The 19,101-nt window shown below is 42.0% G+C and carries 18 protein-coding genes; 6 read left to right on the forward strand and 12 right to left on the reverse strand.

Going from position 1 to position 19,101, the window contains the following annotated elements:
• Positions 1-42 precede the first annotated feature (42 nt).
• A complete protein-coding gene (locus tag BDD26_RS06160) occupies positions 43-630 on the forward strand; it encodes a TcdA/TcdB catalytic glycosyltransferase domain-containing protein (RefSeq protein WP_342353477.1) in 588 nt (195 codons plus the stop codon).
• Positions 605-1,255 (forward strand): hypothetical protein, encoded by a 651-nt coding sequence (locus tag BDD26_RS06165; protein WP_147299002.1) that lies wholly within the window; start codon positions 605-607, stop codon positions 1,253-1,255. The genes BDD26_RS06160 and BDD26_RS06165 overlap by 26 nt, the downstream gene beginning before the upstream one ends.
• 102 nt (positions 1,256-1,357) lie before the next feature.
• Here BDD26_RS06165 and trpS read toward each other — a convergent pair whose 3' ends face one another.
• From trpS to pilM, 11 genes are all read right to left on the reverse strand, one after another.
• Positions 1,358-2,392 carry a tryptophan--tRNA ligase gene (gene trpS, locus BDD26_RS06170; RefSeq protein ID WP_038260017.1) on the reverse strand — a complete coding sequence of 345 codons (1,035 nt, stop codon included), beginning with the start codon at positions 2,390-2,392 and terminating at the stop codon, positions 1,358-1,360.
• 4 nt (positions 2,393-2,396) lie between these two features.
• Positions 2,397-3,101, reverse strand: coding sequence for a phosphoglycolate phosphatase (locus tag BDD26_RS06175; RefSeq protein WP_038260058.1), 705 nt, complete (start codon positions 3,099-3,101; stop codon positions 2,397-2,399).
• Positions 3,102-3,115: 14 nt separating this feature from the next.
• Positions 3,116-3,790 (reverse strand): ribulose-phosphate 3-epimerase, encoded by a 675-nt coding sequence (gene rpe / locus BDD26_RS06180; RefSeq protein ID WP_115825851.1) that lies wholly within the window; start codon positions 3,788-3,790, stop codon positions 3,116-3,118.
• Positions 3,791-3,847: 57 nt separating this feature from the next.
• Entirely contained in the window at positions 3,848-4,666 is an 819-nt protein-coding gene (dam, locus tag BDD26_RS06185; RefSeq protein ID WP_038260021.1) for an adenine-specific DNA-methyltransferase, read from the reverse strand.
• Between the two features lie 85 nt (positions 4,667-4,751).
• Positions 4,752-5,747 (reverse strand): SPOR domain-containing protein, encoded by a 996-nt coding sequence (locus tag BDD26_RS06190; RefSeq protein ID WP_115825852.1) that lies wholly within the window; start codon positions 5,745-5,747, stop codon positions 4,752-4,754.
• A 200-nt stretch (positions 5,748-5,947) separates the two neighbouring features.
• Positions 5,948-7,036 carry a 3-dehydroquinate synthase gene (gene aroB, locus BDD26_RS06195; protein WP_115825853.1) on the reverse strand — a complete coding sequence of 363 codons (1,089 nt, stop codon included), beginning with the start codon at positions 7,034-7,036 and terminating at the stop codon, positions 5,948-5,950.
• 45 nt (positions 7,037-7,081) lie between these two features.
• On the reverse strand, positions 7,082-7,603 hold the full coding sequence (gene aroK, locus BDD26_RS06200; protein ID WP_038260059.1) for a shikimate kinase AroK: 522 nt from the start codon (positions 7,601-7,603) through the stop codon (positions 7,082-7,084).
• Between the two features lie 400 nt (positions 7,604-8,003).
• Positions 8,004-9,074: a secretin N-terminal domain-containing protein gene (locus tag BDD26_RS06210; RefSeq protein ID WP_084766375.1), complete on the reverse strand. Its 1,071-nt coding sequence runs from the start codon at positions 9,072-9,074 to the stop codon at positions 8,004-8,006.
• The gene (locus BDD26_RS06215; RefSeq protein ID WP_038260029.1) at positions 9,074-9,616 is read right to left on the reverse strand and encodes a hypothetical protein; all 543 of its coding nucleotides are present in this window, start codon (positions 9,614-9,616) and stop codon (positions 9,074-9,076) included. Before BDD26_RS06215 ends, BDD26_RS06210 begins: the two co-directional genes overlap by 1 nt.
• A complete protein-coding gene (locus BDD26_RS06220) occupies positions 9,606-10,160 on the reverse strand; it encodes a PilN domain-containing protein (RefSeq protein ID WP_115825855.1) in 555 nt (184 codons plus the stop codon). The genes BDD26_RS06215 and BDD26_RS06220 overlap by 11 nt, the downstream gene beginning before the upstream one ends.
• The gene (gene pilM, locus BDD26_RS06225; protein WP_115825856.1) at positions 10,157-11,047 is read right to left on the reverse strand and encodes a pilus assembly protein PilM; all 891 of its coding nucleotides are present in this window, start codon (positions 11,045-11,047) and stop codon (positions 10,157-10,159) included. Before pilM ends, BDD26_RS06220 begins: the two co-directional genes overlap by 4 nt.
• Before the next feature lie 148 nt (positions 11,048-11,195).
• Here pilM and mrcA point away from each other — a divergent pair, with 148 nt between their 5' ends.
• Complete coding sequence (gene mrcA, locus BDD26_RS06230) at positions 11,196-13,724, forward strand: peptidoglycan glycosyltransferase/peptidoglycan DD-transpeptidase MrcA (RefSeq protein ID WP_115825857.1); 2,529 nt, start codon at positions 11,196-11,198, stop codon at positions 13,722-13,724.
• An 857-nt stretch (positions 13,725-14,581) separates the two neighbouring features.
• Here mrcA and nudE read toward each other — a convergent pair.
• Complete coding sequence (gene nudE / locus BDD26_RS06235; RefSeq protein WP_038260037.1) at positions 14,582-15,133, reverse strand: ADP compounds hydrolase NudE; 552 nt, start codon at positions 15,131-15,133, stop codon at positions 14,582-14,584.
• Positions 15,134-15,488: 355 nt separating this feature from the next.
• On the opposite strand from nudE, the gene BDD26_RS06240 reads away from it, so the two are divergent.
• From BDD26_RS06240 to hslO, 3 genes are all read left to right on the forward strand, one after another.
• Positions 15,489-17,558 (forward strand): IgaA/UmoB family intracellular growth attenuator, encoded by a 2,070-nt coding sequence (locus BDD26_RS06240; protein ID WP_244922673.1) that lies wholly within the window; start codon positions 15,489-15,491, stop codon positions 17,556-17,558.
• Positions 17,559-17,682: 124 nt separating this feature from the next.
• Positions 17,683-18,096 carry a ribosome-associated heat shock protein Hsp15 gene (gene hslR / locus BDD26_RS06245; protein WP_038260041.1) on the forward strand — a complete coding sequence of 138 codons (414 nt, stop codon included), beginning with the start codon at positions 17,683-17,685 and terminating at the stop codon, positions 18,094-18,096.
• Positions 18,097-18,122: 26 nt separating this feature from the next.
• Positions 18,123-18,995 carry an Hsp33 family molecular chaperone HslO gene (gene hslO / locus BDD26_RS06250; RefSeq protein ID WP_115825858.1) on the forward strand — a complete coding sequence of 291 codons (873 nt, stop codon included), beginning with the start codon at positions 18,123-18,125 and terminating at the stop codon, positions 18,993-18,995.
• Positions 18,996-19,101 lie beyond the last annotated feature (106 nt).

Consider the following 19,101-nt stretch of genomic DNA (forward strand, 5'->3'; position numbering starts at 1 on the left):
TAAACTATAGAAGTATAGGTAACTATAAATATTAATTATGTAATTAAGAGGTGGTTTATGAGTGTACCAAAGAAAATTCATTATTTTTGGGCGGGTAATAAAATATCAGAAGAAAATTTACAGAATATTATTGCTATGAAAGTGGAAAACCCTGGTTTCAACCTTAATTTATGGGTAAATAATAAATCATTAATCAAAGAAACTTTTGATTCTCTCTTAAATAAGTTGAGCTTAGGTGAAGTTTTTGGATATGAATTTGATAAGGTACAGAGAGAATATTTTGAATCAAAAGATAGATCTCTAATAAAACAAAATGGTTTTTTTATTAGAGATATAAGAGAGGCTTTTAAATCATTAGATGAGATTTTTCCTATTTTGGAATCGATGTTTTATCGTAATATTAATGGATATTATCATAATTATGCATTGGCTAGTGATATTGCACGTCTTGTCATTTTATATACAGAAGGAGGAATTTATCTGGATGTTGACGTTAAAGTGAAAGGTATCCGTTTTAATAAAGAAACCCGTTTTGATAATATTAATAAAGAGGCTAAATTTAAAAATATTAATGCACCATCAGGAATGGCTTTCGGTGATGCGAGTGGAAAAGCATGGAAAAAAAAATAGTTGTCTTGAAGGGAATGCTATTCTTGCAGCACCTGCTAAATCAATTATAGTTTTTAAAATATTAAATATTATTAATGATAAAATAAAAGATAATCTCAAGCAAAAATATGTTGATATAAATAAAAAAATACCGAATCCAAATAGGATTACACCACATCATATAATTAAACCAATTCATCCAAAGCACATGATTCAACTAAAAAACTTTGCTAATCCGGGGCAACCAATTAGTTCTCTTGATAAAAATAATAAAATTGACAGATGGGAAGGTGTAAGTAAAAAATATCCAGATTGGGGAAAAGATACATGGTGTGCATCACGTGTTATTCCTGATTTTCGTTTTGATGCCGCTGTCGGTAATACAGGACCAACAGTATATCAAGAGTATTTAAAAGAAATTAATAGAGAAGGAAAACCTGAAGTTCCTGCACATCTTAGATTTGAAGAAAATGGAACGGAATTTTTTGAAAAAGTTGATGCATACGGAAAGTGGAGGAATACAAGAGAGCCAATGATACAACAGAGGGGATTTCGCTATGATGATACAGAATTCCCTTCTTTATCTAATTTTATTTTGGGAGATGCTGAGATTAGGATGTTACTAAAAAAATTAAAATGGGTTTAAATTCCCCTTTATTTTCAATAAATTGACTACAATCTAAATGAAATTTGTAATTCATATGCCAAAGGGTATCAATACCAACCCTTTGGCATGCATATAAAACTATTACGGATGAGCAATAAATCCAACCGCCTCATAGACCTTATCCAGAGTTGCCTGAGCACGAGCCTGTGCTTTAGCGGCACCTTCTGTCATTATTTGGTTAAGCAGAACTTCATCATTACGGAAATGATGGAAACGCTCTTGTAAACCTGCCAGCATTTCACATACTGCATCTGCAACTGCACCTTTCAGATGGCCGTACATTTTTCCTTCAAATTCAGCTTCCAGTTCAGGAATTGTTTTACCTGTAACGCCAGAAAGTATATCCAACAAATTGGAAACACCGGGTTTGTTTTCCAGATCATAACATACACGAGGTGGCTCTTCGGAATCGGTAACTGCACGTTTAATTTTTTTAGCAACAGATTTTGGATCTTCCATCAGGGCAATCACGTTATTACGGTTATCATCTGACTTTGACATTTTCTTGTTCGGATCTTGCAATGACATCACGCGTGCACCGCCTTTCGGAATGAATGGTTCTGGCACAGTGAAAATGTCACCGTATAAGGCATTAAAGCGCAGTGCTAAATCACGGGTCAGTTCAAGATGCTGTTTTTGGTCAATGCCAACAGGGATCTGATTGGCTTGGTAAAGCAAAATGTCAGAAGCCATCAGGACAGGATATTCAAATAAACCGGCATTAATGTTTTCTGGATAACGGGCTGATTTATCCTTAAATTGGGTCATGCGGCTGAGTTCGCCGAAATAGGTGTAACAGTTTAATACCCAGGCTAGTTGAGTATGTTGTGGAACATGTGACTGAACGAAAATAGTGCTTTTCTTTGGATCAATGCCACAAGCAAGGTAAAGCGCCAGCGTATCTAGTGTGCGTTTTTTCAGTTCTTCGGGATCTTGGCGTACGGTAATAGAATGCTGGTTGACGATACAATAGATACAATCATATTCATCCTGCATTTTAACCCACTGACGTAACGCCCCCATGTAGTTACCGATGGTCAATTCACCGGAGGGTTGTGCGCCGCTGAATACAATGGGTTTCTGTGCGTTTGGTTTCATTGCAGTGGGTTCATTCATTTTATTACGCTTCCTGTAAGTTCAAAGTTGATAGTCCAATTGTTGGGATTAAATCCGAGAAATTGTCCAATACATAATCCGGGTGGCTTAATGCTATAGATTCCCCATAGTTATATCCATAGGTAAAGCCAACACAAGGACAACCTGCTGCTTGTGCAGCCAAAATATCATTACGTGAATCACCAACGAAAAGCAATTCTTCCTTATGTAGACCAAACGTGCCTATTGTCAGATACAGCGGTGCCGGATGCGGTTTTTTCTGTTTAACATCGTCACCGCCTAGCACCAGTGAAAAGTATTCACTGATACCTAATGATTCCAGCAATGGCGCAATAAAAGGTGTTGGCTTGTTAGTGACAATTGCCATCGGCAGGTTATGTTTTGCCAGCTCTGTCAAAGTTTCTTTGACATGAGGAAAGAGTTTGCTGCCTGTTGTGACGGTGGTTTTATAGAATTTATCAAACAGTTCGCGAGTTTCACGGTGTAACTCTGGGGTAAATTCCACCGTTGTCCATTTCAATGCGCGTTCAACCATGATATCTGCGCCATTACCCACCCAAATTGCAACGCGTTCTTTGCCTGCTGCGGGCAGTCCTTTGGCAATCAGTGCCTGATCTAAAGCATCTGCCAGGCCACCGGCACTGTCGACCAGCGTTCCATCCAGATCAAATGCAATGGCCCGAATGTTTTTAACTACATTTTTTTCCATCATGTTGTCTGCCATTATGCTACTGTTGATAATTCACGGCGCATCTCATCAATGACCGTTTTATAGTCAGGTTGACTGAAAATAGCGGAGCCTGCGACGAACATATCCGCCCCGGCCTGAGCTGCTGCGGCAATATTACTGGCTTTGATACCACCATCAACTTCAAGGCGAATATCGTATCCGCTTTCATCAATAAGTTTGCGTACCTGACGCAGTTTGTTCAGGGTTTCTGAAATGAAAGATTGACCGCCGAAACCAGGGTTAACTGACATCAATAAAATGACATCCAGTTTATCCATAACATAATCAAGGTAGCTGAGAGATGTCGCTGGATTGAAAACCAAACCTGCTTTACAACCATGATCTTTAATCAGTTGCAGTGTTCGGTGAACATGCTCGCTCGCTTCGGGATGGAAAGTGATATAGGTTGCACCTGCTTTGGCAAAATCGGGGATAATGCGATCAACAGGTTTTACCATCAGGTGAACATCAATCGGAGCAGTAATACCATAATTGCGCAGAGCCTGACAGACCATTGGGCCAATTGTCAGGTTCGGGACGTAATGGTTATCCATAACGTCAAAGTGCACAACATCAGCACCTGCTGCCAATACCTTTGCGGTATCTTCACCCAGACGGGCAAAATCTGCGGATAAAATGGATGGGGCAATCAGAAAATCTTTCTTCATTATTCTCTTCTCCAATTCATTGTTTATCCCTGTTATTTCAGGGGCAGGAAACCTCAATCACTTCTGGCAGTATAACGCCAAAAGTTCATCAACTTTACTGCGGGCAAGAATATTTCTACTTATTGTCCGGCGGGCTTTAACAATGTAAAGGGAAGCTTGGTGATACCATTCCCGTGTCATCGGCGTGTCATGATTGGATATAAGCACGGGAATATCCTGTTGCGACGAGAGGTTATAGGCGAGCCGTGCTAGATTTTCCTGATCCAGGAGGTTAAAACTATTTGTATGGTAGGCGGTAAAATTTGCCGTTGCTGAAAGAGGAGCATACGGCGGATCGCAATAAATGACTGAGCCTTTTGGCGCTTTAGTTAGAGCGATTCCGTAATGCTGGCAGATAAAAGAGGCTTTCTGGGACTTTTCGGCAAACCAGTACAACTCATCTTCTGGAAAATAAGGTTTTTTATAGCGTCCGAAAGGAACGTTAAACTCGCCCCGTGAGTTATAGCGGCAAAGGCCGTTATAACAGTGGCGGTTAAGATACAGAAACAACACACTACGATAGAATGGATCTTTGCTGCTGTTGAACTCCTCTCTCAGGTGATAGAAGATCTCAGACGTGTTGAACTCTGGTGAAAATAAGGGACGGACATGATCAATAAACTCATCCGCACTGGATTTTACTGTGTTGTACAGGTTGATTAGATCACTGTTTATATCTGATAAGATGTAAGAATCATAATCGGTATTCAGGAATACCGAGCCTGCGCCAACAAATGGCTCAATTAAGCGCTCGCCCTCTGGCAGATGACGTTTAATGTCATCCACCAAAGGGTATTTTCCACCGGCCCATTTTAAGAAAGCGCGTTTTTTTTTCATGCCGTCAAATAAAGTATTCAATAATTTCAGAGCCGCAGATTGTACTCTGTTTAGGACAGCATATCAGCGCCTAATAAAAATAGTTTTATTTTTTCAGATCTTGGTGAACCTGTTGTAGTTTTCTCACCCAAGGTTTTTGAGTCTGAATGTCTGTAGGGAGTGAAGAAATTGCCTTTTTGGCCTCAGAAGCGGAGTTGTAGCTACCGTAGATCAAAATAAACCATGTCTTATCATTACGTTTGGTTTCATAAACCTTGTAATTGGCAAGGTTATTCTTTTTCGCAAAAGCGAGCAAGGTATCAGAGCGGCTAGCGCTACTCAATTGAAGTGTAAATCGATTTGCAGGTACTTTCAGTAAGTCACCCGTTGCATTTGCAACACTCTGCTTATTCGCCTGATGATCGATGATGGCAGGTTTAGCTGTTTCCTTGTGCTGCTTGTCTGTTTTTTCTATTTTGGGAGGTGCAACCTTTTCAGTTTTTTTCTGTTCTACCGATGGTGTTACCGTTTGTTTTACCGGGTTATTTTGTGATGATGACAGATTTTTGTGTGCCGTATTTTTTTGCACGGCACTGTTAATGTTGCTCTGTTGTTGATTTAAAGCATCAGAAATGTCGCCAGGTAACTCTATGCGTTGGTTGTAGCCACCTGTTCCGGTTGTTGCAGGAGCGAGATCTTGACTCGGTGTATTGCTGATTGGTGGCATACCGATTTCGCGCGGATTATTTGTTGACGGTGTCGATGCGGCAGGTTCAGATAGATTTTCCTGCGTACTATTTTGCGCATTAGTTGTTTGTGTGTTAGTAGAAGATGATGGAGAGCCTGACAGATCGATACTTTTCTCGACTGAATTCTGTGATTGCTGTTTTTCATGCTCGGTTGGGGATTTCAGAGCAGAACTGACAGCGATAATCAGCAGTAAAAGCACCAGTATACCGACCCCAATCATCATTTGTTGACGCGATACTGCCAGCTTTGGGCGCTGGTTTTGAGTTCGTGATCGCTGAGGGCGGCGATCAGAAGCATCAGGTTTAAATTCATTTTTTGTTTCTTGCTTATTTTCTGATTTTAATTCGTCCATATGCCCTCCCAACCGAGATAATACTGCCAATTACTATTCTATAGGTTTGGCAGCCTGACCTAACTAAAACCGATAATAAAACTGATAATGTATTATACCCTTTATCTTTCAAGTTGCCTCTTTGTTGGCGGCAACTTGAAAGCTATCAGGTGTATCTATCAATGTAGCTATTTTATAGCAAACAGCCAGAGAATGATGGATCATTCTCTGCAACGCCGAATGGCTTCCAATATAATGTCTGTACTGATATCAGAACGAAGTTCTGCTTCCCCTATCATCTTGGGCAAAACCAGACGAAGTTTACCCGCAGAGACTTTTTTATCACGCATCATATGAGGTAAATAATCTTCAGGGGACATTATTGCCGGGCCGTGAACGGGTAGTTTTGCTCTTTCCAGCAAGTTGATAATGCGTTGTGTATCCTGACTGGAAAATGTTCCAATAAGTTCAGAAGCCCGTGCAGCCATCACCATACCCGCAGCGACAGCCTGACCATGCAGCCAGATGCCATAACCCATTTCCGCTTCAATGGCATGTCCGAAAGTATGGCCGAGATTTAATAAGGACCGCATTCCACTGCGTTCATATTCATCTGTTGCGACGACAAATGCCTTCAATTCACAGCAACGACGGATACAGTAAGCCATTGCCTGATGATCAAGAGCCAGTAATTTCTCAATATTGTCTTCAAGCCAGCTAAAAAACTCACCATCCAGAGTCACGCCATATTTGATCACTTCCGCTAAACCTGCATATAACTCTTGAGCTGGCAGGGTATTTAAGCATTTGAGATCAATGATAACGGAGGCTGGCTGGTAAAACGCCCCAATCATGTTTTTGCCAAGGGGATGGTTGACCCCTGTTTTTCCGCCAACGGAAGAGTCAACCTGAGAAAGTAGAGTGGTGGGTATCTGAATGAAACGAGTGCCGCGTTGATAGCTGGCGGCAGCAAATCCCGTCATATCACCGATGACACCACCACCGAGAGCGATAAGCGTTGTGTCACGTCCATGATTATTTTCCAGTAAGGCAGAAAATATATCATTGAGCACAAAAAGTGATTTGTATTGTTCACCGTCAGGCAAGATAACTTCATTTACCCGAAGACCCATACTCTGCAATGTGGATTTCACCTGTTCAAGATACAGGGGGGCCAGTGTTTCATTGGTCACTATCATGACCTGCTGACCAGATTGCAGGGGCTTGAATGCTTCACTGCTGGAAAACAGCCCTTGGGCGATGGTAATCGGATAGCTTCTTTCACCTAACGTAACAATCACTTGTTCCATATCAGCTTTCGCCTTATCGTGTGCTGCGGAGCGAGTCCGCAAAGATCAATTTTTTTCCAATAGCTCAATAATTTGGTTAGCTACAACTTTGGCACTTTGCTCATCTGTACGTATAGTCAGGTCAGCAATTTCCTCATAAAGAGGATTGCGCTCATCAGCCAGATTTTCTAAAACTTCACGTGCTGGTGCATCAACTTGAAGTAAAGGGCGTTTTTTGTCGCGCTGGGTACGAGCTAACTGTTTTTCGATGGTTGTTTCTAAATAGACGACCACACCACGGGCAGACAGACGATTGCGGGTTTCTTTTGATTTAACTGAGCCACCCCCAGTTGCCAATACAATGCCTTGTTTCTCAGTCAGTTCGTTAATTATTTTTTCTTCGCGTTCACGGAAGCCTTCTTCGCCTTCCACATCGAATACCCAGCCCACGTCAGCTCCGGTACGTCGCTCAATTTCTTGATCAGAGTCGTAAAACTCCATATTGAGTTGCTGAGCTAACTGACGACCAATAGTGCTTTTGCCGGCACCCATAGGCCCAACCAGAAAGATATTGCGTTTCTCTGCCATGTTTTTGGTATTACTAAGATATTTGTTAATGATAACCCGCCCCGCCAATCAGATTAGCCGCGGGACCTAAACTGAAACCTCATGAGTGAGAATGTGAGATCAGATAGAAAAATTATCTCAATACATCAGCCTATATTGCAACTATATAAATCTGCACGGACCTGTGAAATTAGGTTCATGCTTTTTCTGGCTGATTATGATCCTATCTGTGTATATTCCGATAGGCTCTTATTGGTGATGAGATACCTGCTCACTCAATTAGGTAAACCTTGTATGCTAAATTACTCTCAGCGTCAAATCCATAAACAGGTCAGACCAAGAAAAATAACCAGCAATATGGCAAAAAAGGCACAGAAACCTTTATCAACTGACTGATAATTATGTGTATATTTTTGTTTGATTAAATATCGTCCAGTTGAGGTGTAATAAAAATTACGAGCTCCCTTCGACTATGCCGTTCTCCTTGCTGGCTAAATAATGATCCCAACAGAGGAATGTCTGATAAGTAAGGAACTTTTTGTGTGCTGGCTCCTTTTTTCTGTTGGAAAATTCCACCCAGAATGAGGGTTTCACCGTTTCTGACGGTAACTTGTGTCATGATTTCCTGTTTATCGATAGCCAGATTTTCATTTCCTCCTTGATTAATAGGAAGGCCGGGCGCATTCTGGCTGATTTTCAACATTAACCGGATTTTTCCTTGCCTTAAAATGTGTGGAGTCACTTCCATGCCCAATACCGCCTCCTTAAATTGAATAGTTGTTTTGTTTTTGTTCTGAACGAGATAAGGGATATCAGAACCTTGTTTGATACTGGCGGGTTGTTGATGTGAAGCGGTCAGACGTGGGCTGGCGATGATATCCAGTTGATTTTCCTGCTCCAGGGCGCTGAGTTCCATTTCTAACAGGTTTGCATGAATGCGGGCAGTGTTCAGTACCAATCGGTGGCTTTGATTTCCTGCGGGTTGATGCAGGTTCAAGCGGTTGAGGCCGAGTGAGCGATTTTGTGGATCGGCTGTGATACCCCAGTGAATACCTAGCTCATGTAATGCTTCTCTGCTGCTCGTGACAATATGGGCTGTGATTTGCACTTGTTGTTGTGGTGTATCCACTTCTTTCAGCCAGTTTTTGATGCGAGTGATAGCATCAAACTTATCTTCTAATATCAAACTATTCGTCAAGTTATCATGTTCCACTTTTCCCCATTTTGTCAGTAAAGCAGGCGTGTTTTTTTGTAATTGCCCTGTTATTTGTCCGGCATCGGCGTATTGCAGAGGAATAACCTGATATTCTATTTCTTGTTCTTCTTGCTCTGTCGGGAAGAACTGAACTTCTTCATCGACGTTATTTTTTGGCGGCTGAAAAGGGTCTCTCACTGTCATTGAATAAGTTGTTTCTTCCGGTTCTATTTCTTCGGCGAAACAGGAAAAAGTCAGGACCAGTAAAGCCAGTAAAGTGAAAGCACAACGATTCATCATTTTTCCTCATAGCCAATATCTTTCAGCACCATACGGACAGTCAGACTATTATCGACAGGTGTGATTGTGAGGTGTTTTATCAGCAAGATAGGTTGTAATTGCTGAATCTCATTGATGAAACGGAGTAATTGCTCATAGGTCAGTGACAATATGATATGCCATAAAACCTGATCGCCTTCCTTGATGCTCTTCCATTCCATGAGTTGACTCCCGGAATTGACCAAAGGCTGGTGAAGTCGTTTAAGTACGGTAGTTTTTAGCGGCGATGAGATATAACCGTTCTGGCCGAGTTCGACTGTTATTTGCTGGATCTGCTGGCGGAGTTCAGTCAGATTAGGTAATTCGGAAAATTGGTTTTGAGATAAGGCAAGATCATTTTTTTGTTCTGTCAGTTTAACTTGAAGGGAATGAATGACATCTTCACTCTTTTGCCAGACAAAAAAACAGAAGCCCAATATAAGAGGAACGATCACCAATTGCTGCAATAAAAATAACTGCCATATGGGGCGAAATAACCACACAAGATAATTATTTCTCATTTCGGTCTCCCATTAACCAGTCTGCATCAATGGTGAATACCTTGAGGTAATCCTCAGATGTGGTGGTCATTTTTTTCAACTGGACATTGATAAGTGAAGTATTACCCGTCAGGTTATCCAGTAAGTTGGAGACATCTTCATAACTTTGGCTGTTGGCTGCAAAAACTAATTGCCCGGTGTCATCACTGAAAGCAGTAAGCCAGCTTTTCTCCGGTAATAAATGAGGAAGTTGGCGAAATAGCTGTAAATATCGTTGATTCTGTTCCATGAATATCTGTTTTTTCCTTAATTGTTGGGTCAACTGATGGTGATGATGAACCGCTTGTTCTGTTTCACTGATAATTTGTTTTAATTGTGCAAGTTGCTGGCTATTTTGGGCAAATTGATCGTGATATTGTTCGATTTTCTGCTGTTGTTGTATTGAGATAAATATGAAAAAAGTCCCCCATAGAATCAATTGCAGGCCAAGAAACAATCCCCATTTCCAGTATTGGCGTTTAAGTTTTGCCTGACGCCAGGGTAAGAAATTAACCTGATACATCATTGGTCATCCGGTCTGAGAGCCAGCCCGGCGGCTATAACGAAAGCATCTGTTTGTGCCGGTAACGGAGGCTGATAATGGCGAAATGCTGCCAGCATATGCCAGACATGAACGGGTTCTTTGGGTACGGTTTGCTGTTTTTCTTTATTGATATCAGTAGATTGTTCGTCACTGTAATAAATGGTGTGGTTTTTGCTCTCTGTTGAAATGGGTAACTGATTAATAACTTGTGTCAGAAATGGATGAGACTGGGTTGAGATCAATCCATAATTAAAAGGGATATTAGCTGGAGCGACCCACAGCCAGTCAGTTATCCGTTTATGGATTAACCAACTGTTATTGGGAATACCGGCAGATTCTGCTGCATAACGTAATGCACAGGGCGCAATATCAATGGCATCAGGGAATAAACCGATTTCTGCGAGCAGTTCAATCCAGAAGTTGAGATCTTTTTGTCGGGTTGCACTGATGCAGATTTGCTGACCATGAACCCGATAATCCAGGGCAAGATCAGTGACAGGAAATTGTTTTTCAGCGTTGGCATGAACAAACCATCCGAGTTCAGGCTCCTGTAATGAGATGTGGTGAGGCAAAGCGATCTGTTTCTGTAAGGTTTGCTGAACAGGTAGTGCCAGCCTTAATTTAATCTTGTTAGGTAATATTTGACGCCATTGCATTAAAATGTGCTGTAATTTTTCAGGGTGCTGTAACCATCCTCCTGAGACAGTGCCGTGTGGGGGGGCTTTTAATAATGGTAACGATATCTCATTAAATAAAGAGTATTGCCAGCAATGACGGAGTTGCCAGCTATTGCGACGTTTAATAGCCGCGATTGCCCGAATGTAATGTTCGTGGATATCCAATCCGATATACCATCTTGATGGGTACATGTCGTGATCTCCTTATCAGTGATTAGTAACACGTTGTTATTAATGAAAGGACATATTCATTGTGTTGTATAGCCTTTATACTATTGCCTTTATACTACGTACTAATCGTTTATAAACTGCCTCATTAACATGGCGTGAGAAATTTCAGGTGAAGTTCATAAAGTATTTTTTGATCCTTGTCGTTGTTTGCATTTTATTGGGAACTGCCTCGATTTTTGGTTTGTACAAATATATCGAGCCACAGTTGCCAGATGTCGCGACTTTAAAGGATGTCCGATTACAGACACCAATGCAGGTGTTCAGTGCTGATGGTGAACTTATTGCCCAATATGGCGAAAAACGTCGTTTGCCGCTGACCTTGTCCGAAATACCTCCTTTAATGGTAAAAGCCTTTATTGCCACGGAAGATAGTCGTTTTTATGAACACCATGGTGTTGATCCGATAGGTATTATCCGTGCGGCCTCAGTTGTGATGACTTCTGGTCATGCTTCTCAGGGGGCAAGTACCATTACTCAACAACTTGCGAGAAACTTTTTCCTCAGTCCCGAAAAGACTTTGATACGTAAGGCTAAAGAAGCGTTTCTGGCGATTAAGGTCGAGCAACTGTTAACCAAGGATGAAATCCTTGAGCTATATCTCAACAAAATCTACCTTGGTTATCGTGCTTATGGTGTCGGTGCCGCAGCACATGTTTATTTTGGTAAGAACGTTAATGAATTGACTTTGGGTGAAATGGCAATGATTGCCGGATTGCCGAAAGCACCTTCTACCTTTAACCCACTTTATTCTCATGAGCGGGCGCTTAATCGCCGCAATGTGGTATTGGGGCGTATGCTGGAGGAGGGATACATCACTCAGCAGCAATATTATCAGGCAAGAAGTGAGAAATTAGTTGCCCGTTACCACACTCCGCAGATTGTTTTTTCTGCTCCTTACCTGACTGAAATGGTAAGGCAGGAAATGATTAACCGTTATGGTGAAGATGCCTATACGGATGGCTATAAGGTCTATACCACGATCACACGCAAACCCCAGCTGGCGGCTGTTGATGCTGTCCGTACCAATGTGATTGATTATGATGTCCGTCATGGTTATCGCGGTGCTCAGGAAGTGTTATGGAAAGCGGGCCAACCGGCATGGAGCCAGTCTCAGATTATCGATAAACTGAAAACTTTGCAGAAATATCACCCCTTATTGCCTGCCGTCGTGACGAGGGCCAACACAACTCAGGCTGAAGCTATTTTGATGGATGGTAGTAAAGTTGAACTGACTATGGCGGGCGTTCGCTGGGCACGTCGATTCAAGACTGACAACCTGCAAGGGCCTGCACCGCAAAGTGTTAATGAAGTCATTCGGGCAGGTGAACAGATTTGGGTCAGAAAAGTTAATAATATCTGGTGGCTGGCTCAATTGCCGGAAGTCAATGCTGCACTGGTTTCCATCAACCCGATGAATGGTGCGATAGAAGCATTGGTCGGTGGATTTAATTTTGAATTGAGTAAATTTAACCGTGTAACTCAATCGTTGCGTCAGGTCGGCTCCAATATCAAACCATTCCTGTATACCGCTGCGATGGATAAAGGTCTGACACTGGCATCGTTGCTTAACGATGCACCTATCAGCCGTTGGGATGCAGGCGCGGGTACTGACTGGCGTCCGAAAAACTCCCCACCAACCTATGATGGCCCGATTCGTCTGCGTCAGGGATTGGGGCAATCCAAGAACGTGGTGATGGTGCGTGCCATGCGTGCAATGGGCGTTGATTATGCCGCTGATTACCTGAAACGCTTTGGCTTGCCAGGTGAAAATGTTGTCCGCACAGAGTCGCTGGCATTGGGGTCTCCTTCTTTCACGCCAATGCAATTAGTACGTGGTTATGCAGTGATGGCGAATGGCGGTTATCTGGTCGATCCTTATTTCATTAACAAAATTGAGAATGATGAAGGGAAAATTCTGTTTGAAGCGAAGCCGAAGATTGCTTGTCCGCAGTGTACCGATATTCCTGTGATCTATGGTGATACCACCCGTTCCATTGAATTATCGGAAGATTCGATTGAAAACGTAGCCCATTCCAATCTTTCTGCCGAGCCAGCTTTACCTCAGCCGGATCTGGAAAGTGTAGCGCCTAATGTGCATACTGATGATCAGCAGTATGCTCCGCATGTTATCAGCACACCGTTGGCGTTTTTGATCCATGACGCTCTGAAAACCAATATCTTTGGTGAGCCGGGCTGGATGGGAACAGGCTGGCGTGCTGCTCGTGATTTGAAGCGCCATGATATTGGTGGCAAAACCGGGACAACCAACAGCTCGAAAGATGCGTGGTTCTCAGGTTATGGGCCAGATATGGTTGCGACGGTCTGGATTGGTTTCGATGAGCACAGTAAAAGTCTGGGGCGTACACCCGCTCTGAAAGGGGAAGGTGGAGCGAAAACGGCGCAGCCAATTTGGGATGATTTCATGAAAATGGCCTTGGAAGGTGTTGCGGAAAAAGTGATGGAACCGCCAGAAGGTATTGTGTCTGTCGCAATTGATCGGGCGACAGGCAAGCTCTCCAATGGTGGGGCAAATACCCGTAAGGAATATTTCATTGAAGGTACGCAGCCGACAGAATATGCCGTACCAGAGGCGGGAACGACAGTGATAGAGAATGGCGAGAGCCGTGAGCTGTTCTGATTGTTTTTAAATACCCGCTTTTTAGGTAGTAAATAGAGATAAAAAGGCTTCGTCAGTTATCTGACGGAGCCTTTAATTATTAAATTTATCAAGTAATTGTTACCCGATATCCACTGAGCAACTACGATTCATTCATTTTATCTTTTACGGCTTTGGTGAATGGTTTGCCGCCATCCACGGTAGTATCGTGAATATGAATGTTGATATCTTTTAACCGCCACACAGGTACAATGGCCGGGAAATAAAATATGTCATCGATCACGCTCTGATCTGGGAACTTCAGTTAAGGAAGAGAGGGCGATTTGCTGTTGAGCACGCAGATAATGTCCGGGATAATTATCATCAAACAGCATGGAATCCAGCGTAAAGCTGATGGATTGTTTTTGATCGATCGGTTTTTTTAATTCGCTATTTGTCAGTCATGAATTCAGCGAGACAGTTTTCTTGATATTCAGACGGCGTTCATTGCGTTGTAACCATGCATTTTCCATATTATTTCTAATAAATGGAAAGAGTGTGTTTCTATAGAAGACTATTAAGATCATGTGTATTAATTTTAAGAATATAATAAATATGTTTATTTATTATTTTTAATAAAGTTAAAGGTTTTTCTAATGTATATTGGGTAACGGTGTTTAATCAATTTTATATAGTCATAAGAAATGGGCATTAAAGATCACGATCTTCAATGCCCTTTCATAATTTTGCTATATCATTAAATTTCTCTATGCCCCTGGGGTTTTGTTTTCTTGCCGCCGCCGCGAAACAACCCGAAATCTATTGGGAATATTCATGTAATTATCAATAACATCCTTTATTGATAATTTTTTTCAATCATACCTGCTGTAAGCGTAGTCTTAACGTTTTTCATTCAGATATCGTTGTGCAAAAAATAAAGCGCTGATGTTTCTGGCTTCGTTAAAATCGGGATGTTCCAATAGTGACATCATATCCGATATCGGCCAGCAAACCTGCACCAGAGGTTCCGGTTCATCTCCTTCCAGATTTTCGGGATAGAGATCTTGCGCAATAACAATGTTCATTTTGCTGGAAAAATAAGAAGGAGCCATAGTCAGTTTTGTCAGTAGTTCAAGCTTTTTTGCGCCTAATCCTACTTCTTCTTTTAACTCACGGTTGGCGGCTTCAAGGATACTTTCCCCCGCATCAATTGCTCCTTTGGGAAAACCTAACTCATATTGCTCAATACCAACGGCGTACTCACGTATCAGGAGTAAATCATCACCAATCACCGGAATGATGAGAACTGCTTCATGATTAGTGGGCTTCATGCGCTCATAAATACGTCTGGCACCATTACTGAATTCAAGATCAACAGACTGGATGTTGAATAGACGAGAATGGGCAATATCACTTATATTCAATATTTTAGGCTTTTTCAGATCAATCATGCTTGCCCCTGGCGGTTGTTGCGCATGAGTTAATTGAAAAATAGTCCATCCAATCAGCTCATGGCGCTTGGGAAATACAATTTTTGTGGTGACATTGGATGTGAATCCAAACTTTGCTTTAATATGGCCGATTATGCTAGTAAATGACAGCGATTATCGCTTGTATGTATTTTTGTTACTATCTTACTCTTGCACAAAAAAGCTTCCTTTTACGAGTGAGTGTGAGAAAATTTATATAACATTTTGTAAATAAAATTAAAAATAGGAAGCGAGAATAGGAATAACCTGATTCTGAGTAACTCTTTAGATTGTTATTTTGTCGGCCTCTGTATTGCTTTATGGGCGTGGAGAAAAAATGAGCTCACTAGTCATTATATTGGCTATTTTTATCGTTAGCCTGACTATAATGGCTTCCTTTCTGACTTTCAGATGGAGGCGTTCTGATAACGCGCATTACTTGTCATTGATGGCTAAAGCAGCTAGCCACAAGCTGAGTGCGGATGAATCTCAAGCTATTGAGTCTTATCTGAAAAATATCCTGCCCAAAATGAAATCAGACAGGGGCTATATGTCCGGCTGTCCGGCGTTGCCGATCAGAAATGATACGGTTTATACCATTAGTCATACCATAACCCGTTTTTCCGCTGCTTCAGAAGAAGCGCAGCATTGGCGCTATTATGTTGATGAAACGGAAATACATTTTCCTGCAATGCTTGAGCCGTTTGTTAATCAGCGGAATACGGTAGATGTTGTTCAAACTTCTTCGATACCACTCGTTATTGCGGTGAATGGTCACTGTCTGACGGATTATCAGCAGAATCTGAACACCCCAAATTTTAAGAAAACGGAACACGCTTCAATTCAGAAGAACGGTAATTCGAATGCCAATTTGCTGTATGTGCGTAAGGAAACGCCGGAAGAGTATCGTCTGCGTCGCTCAACAGGTATTCAGGAAGGGGTTCTGATGTGCATGGGGCTTTCCTTATGGTTTCTGGCTCTTTTTGTGCCTGTACCTCTATTGCCGTGGATAATGTTGATTTCTGCTCTGCTTATACTTGTCAGTTTTTGGCCACTTTTCAGGTGGCCATCTTCACGTAATTTATTGAATATAAATTGCTTTACCGGGATACTGAAACGCTGGGGTGTTTTCAGTGAGTTTGAGGCGGAACACAAAAAAAATATCTCATTGGGCGGAATTGACCTGATTTATCCCGCTCACTGGGAGCCGTATCTTGCTCATGAGCTTGATCAAAATACTGAAGTGGATATGTACCCCAGTTGCCATGTTGTACGACAGGGACGTTATCTCTCGTTGCATGAGGAGGAGAAATACTATCCTTACCAGCGTTATCGAAAGAACCAGATGTTGGTGGTATTTTCTGTTTTAGCTATGTTATTACTGTACTTTTATCAACCCGCCAGTTTATCTATGCGGCTGAGTTTCGCATGGCTGCATGGTAGTAATACCAAGGTTATTACCAACGTCAATGAACTGCTGAATATGCCACTCCAGGAAGGGGATGTACTGAGAGTTAAAGGCACAGGAATGTGTTACATGCCACCTATGTTGGATACTTTTCCCGGTCAGAATGGGTTCTCTTTTGCTCCATTTAACTGTTTTGGTGTCTATTGGAATAATGGCAGCTCATTACCCAGGCCGGAATCAGAAATTATTAATAAAGCATCAGCATTGCTCACAACGGTTAATGAGCAATTACGTCCACTGGAAAATAGCCGGAAATCTAATTCCAATCTGAATGAGGTGATTGCTAAATCGGGAATGATATTACTCGATAATTTTTCTCAAATCATTTTGAATACTCAGGCACTTTGTCAGAAGGACATGGACTGCAATCGTCTGAAAAATGCTCTGGTTAATCTGGGTAATGGCAAAGATTGGGATGATCTTTTGTATCGGGCAGAAAAAGGGAAATTGAAGGGGACCAAAGTATTATTACGCTCTGTGAGTGCTGATGCATTGGGAAAACTTGTTGATGTCACCACTGCCTCATTTATTTACCGGGAAATTGATAAAGTGAGTATTCTCCTGAACAGCCCTCCGCCGGGAGGCGTTTTGCTGATTAGTGATGAAGACCGTCCACTGGTTGAATATCCGCTTGCGCCGATCATTTTTTATGAATACACCGCATTGCAACAATGGAGTGAATTGCTACGGCTGGCGAATGTATTGACGCATATACCATTTGAAACCGAAGGTATTGTGACGGGTTTGTCTGAAGATGCAAACGGTACTCGTCATATCATGTTACACAGTGAACCTGATTCAATAACGCTGATTCGTTATCTGGGAAGTTGCCTCTTTTTGGCAGTAATTATGGCGACATTAATTGTTAATAGCATTTTAGTTATTAAGAAAAAACAAAAAAAACAGTCAGCGTCTTGTGCGGATCAAACAGTACTATGACAATTGTTTCAAACTGAAACAATTGCCGATGAATTAGTGATAATCACGCGGGCTATGTTACCCTGAATCTGTTTTTAGCCAGCTGCTTCTTATTATCAGAGAAAGACATCAGAGAGAAACAACCATGCCTCATTCAGACAATGATCAAGCTGTTCGCCTTGATAAGTGGCTGTGGGCTGCCCGTTTTTACAAGACCCGTTCCATCGCACGTGAAATGATTGATGGAGGAAAAGTCCATTATAATGGGCAGCGGAGTAAGCCGAGTAAACTGGTTGAGTTGAACGCAGTAATTAAATTGCGTCAGGGCAATGATGAGAAAACAGTGACAGTTTTGGCATTGAGCGGCCAAAGGCGCAGTGCCACAGAAGCCCAACAACTTTATCAGGAAACGGAAGAAAGCATCATTAACCGGGAAAAGACCGCTTTGGCCCGTAAAATGAACGCGTTGACAATGCCACATCCTGATCGCCGTCCAGACAAGAAAGAACGGCGTACCCTGATTAAATTTAAGAACACAAAATTTAATGAGTCGGAATAACCGTCTCAGTGAAATGAGAGAGATTTATGATTAAGCATGACCAATTACACCGCTTTTTATTTGAAAGCCATTCTGTCAGGGGAGAACTTGTTTCCGTAAGTGAGACTTACCAGCGAATGCTGGAAAATCACTATCTTCCTCAACCTGTACAGCAATTGTTGGGTGAGTTGTTGGTCGCCACCAGTCTGTTGACTGCCACATTGAAATTCAACGGGGATATCACAGTACAAATTCAAGGTGATGGGCCTGTTAAGCTGGCGGTCATTAACGGAAATAACCGACAGCAAATGCGTGGTACTGCGCGCATTGATGGTGATGTCAGTGCTGCAAGTCGTCTGCGTGATATGGTTGGTAATGGTTATATGGTCATTACGGTTACACCAACAGAAGGTGAGCGTTATCAAGGTGTAGTCGCACTGGAAGGAGAGACTCTGGCTGAATGTTTGGACGCTTACTTCAAACAGTCAGAACAGTTGCCGACCCGTCTGTTCATCCGAACTGGTATGCAGGATGGCAAAATGGCGGCTGGTGGCATGTTATTGCAGATCCTGCCCGGCGCGCAGGCAGGCAGTGATGACATGCTTGACCATCTGGTTCAACTGACTGCGACCATCAAAGGCGAAGAGTTGTTTACGCTGGATGTGAAAGAAATTCTGCATCGTCTTTACCATGAAGAAGATGTCACACTGTATGAACCTCAACAGGTAGAGTTCCGTTGTACCTGCTCTCACCAACGTTGTGCTGATACTCTGGTAACATTACCGGAAACGGATCTGCAAGATATTCTGCATCAAGATGGCAAAATTGACATGGAATGTGAATTCTGTGGTATGCACTATATTTTTGATGAGATAGCACTTAGCGAAATTAAAATAGCGAAAAAAGAACAGTTACATTAACTGTATTTATGATCTATTTTTAAAGGGCGTATAAATGCGCCCTTTTTATTATTTAAAAATTTTTATTTCGTGTTCTATTTCTCATATAAGCCTAAAAAAATAATAT

The sequence above is a fragment of the Xenorhabdus cabanillasii genome (genome assembly GCF_003386665.1).
Classification (GTDB): Bacteria; Pseudomonadota; Gammaproteobacteria; order Enterobacterales; family Enterobacteriaceae; genus Xenorhabdus; species Xenorhabdus cabanillasii.

Excerpts from the sequence above, each read along its gene's own strand:
- pilM (WP_115825856.1), bottom strand. The coding sequence starts at position 11,047 with ATGTACCCATCAAGATGGTATATCGGATTGGATATCCACGAACATTAC.
- dam (WP_038260021.1), bottom strand. The coding sequence starts at position 4,666 with ATGAAAAAAAAACGCGCTTTCTTAAAATGGGCCGGTGGAAAATACCCT.
- aroK (WP_038260059.1), bottom strand. The coding sequence starts at position 7,603 with ATGGCAGAGAAACGCAATATCTTTCTGGTTGGGCCTATGGGTGCCGGC.
- BDD26_RS06175 (WP_038260058.1), bottom strand. The coding sequence starts at position 3,101 with ATGGAAAAAAATGTAGTTAAAAACATTCGGGCCATTGCATTTGATCTG.
- hslO (WP_115825858.1), top strand. The coding sequence starts at position 18,123 with ATGATTAAGCATGACCAATTACACCGCTTTTTATTTGAAAGCCATTCT.
- BDD26_RS06210 (WP_084766375.1), bottom strand. The coding sequence starts at position 9,074 with ATGAATCGTTGTGCTTTCACTTTACTGGCTTTACTGGTCCTGACTTTT.
- BDD26_RS06215 (WP_038260029.1), bottom strand. The coding sequence starts at position 9,616 with ATGAGAAATAATTATCTTGTGTGGTTATTTCGCCCCATATGGCAGTTA.
- BDD26_RS06190 (WP_115825852.1), bottom strand. The coding sequence starts at position 5,747 with ATGGACGAATTAAAATCAGAAAATAAGCAAGAAACAAAAAATGAATTT.
- BDD26_RS06220 (WP_115825855.1), bottom strand. The coding sequence starts at position 10,160 with ATGATGTATCAGGTTAATTTCTTACCCTGGCGTCAGGCAAAACTTAAA.
- hslR (WP_038260041.1), top strand. The coding sequence starts at position 17,683 with ATGCCTCATTCAGACAATGATCAAGCTGTTCGCCTTGATAAGTGGCTG.
- nudE (WP_038260037.1), bottom strand. The coding sequence starts at position 15,133 with ATGATTGATCTGAAAAAGCCTAAAATATTGAATATAAGTGATATTGCC.
- aroB (WP_115825853.1), bottom strand. The coding sequence starts at position 7,036 with ATGGAACAAGTGATTGTTACGTTAGGTGAAAGAAGCTATCCGATTACC.
- BDD26_RS06240 (WP_244922673.1), top strand. The coding sequence starts at position 15,489 with ATGAGCTCACTAGTCATTATATTGGCTATTTTTATCGTTAGCCTGACT.
- rpe (WP_115825851.1), bottom strand. The coding sequence starts at position 3,790 with ATGAAGAAAGATTTTCTGATTGCCCCATCCATTTTATCCGCAGATTTT.
- trpS (WP_038260017.1), bottom strand. The coding sequence starts at position 2,392 with ATGAATGAACCCACTGCAATGAAACCAAACGCACAGAAACCCATTGTA.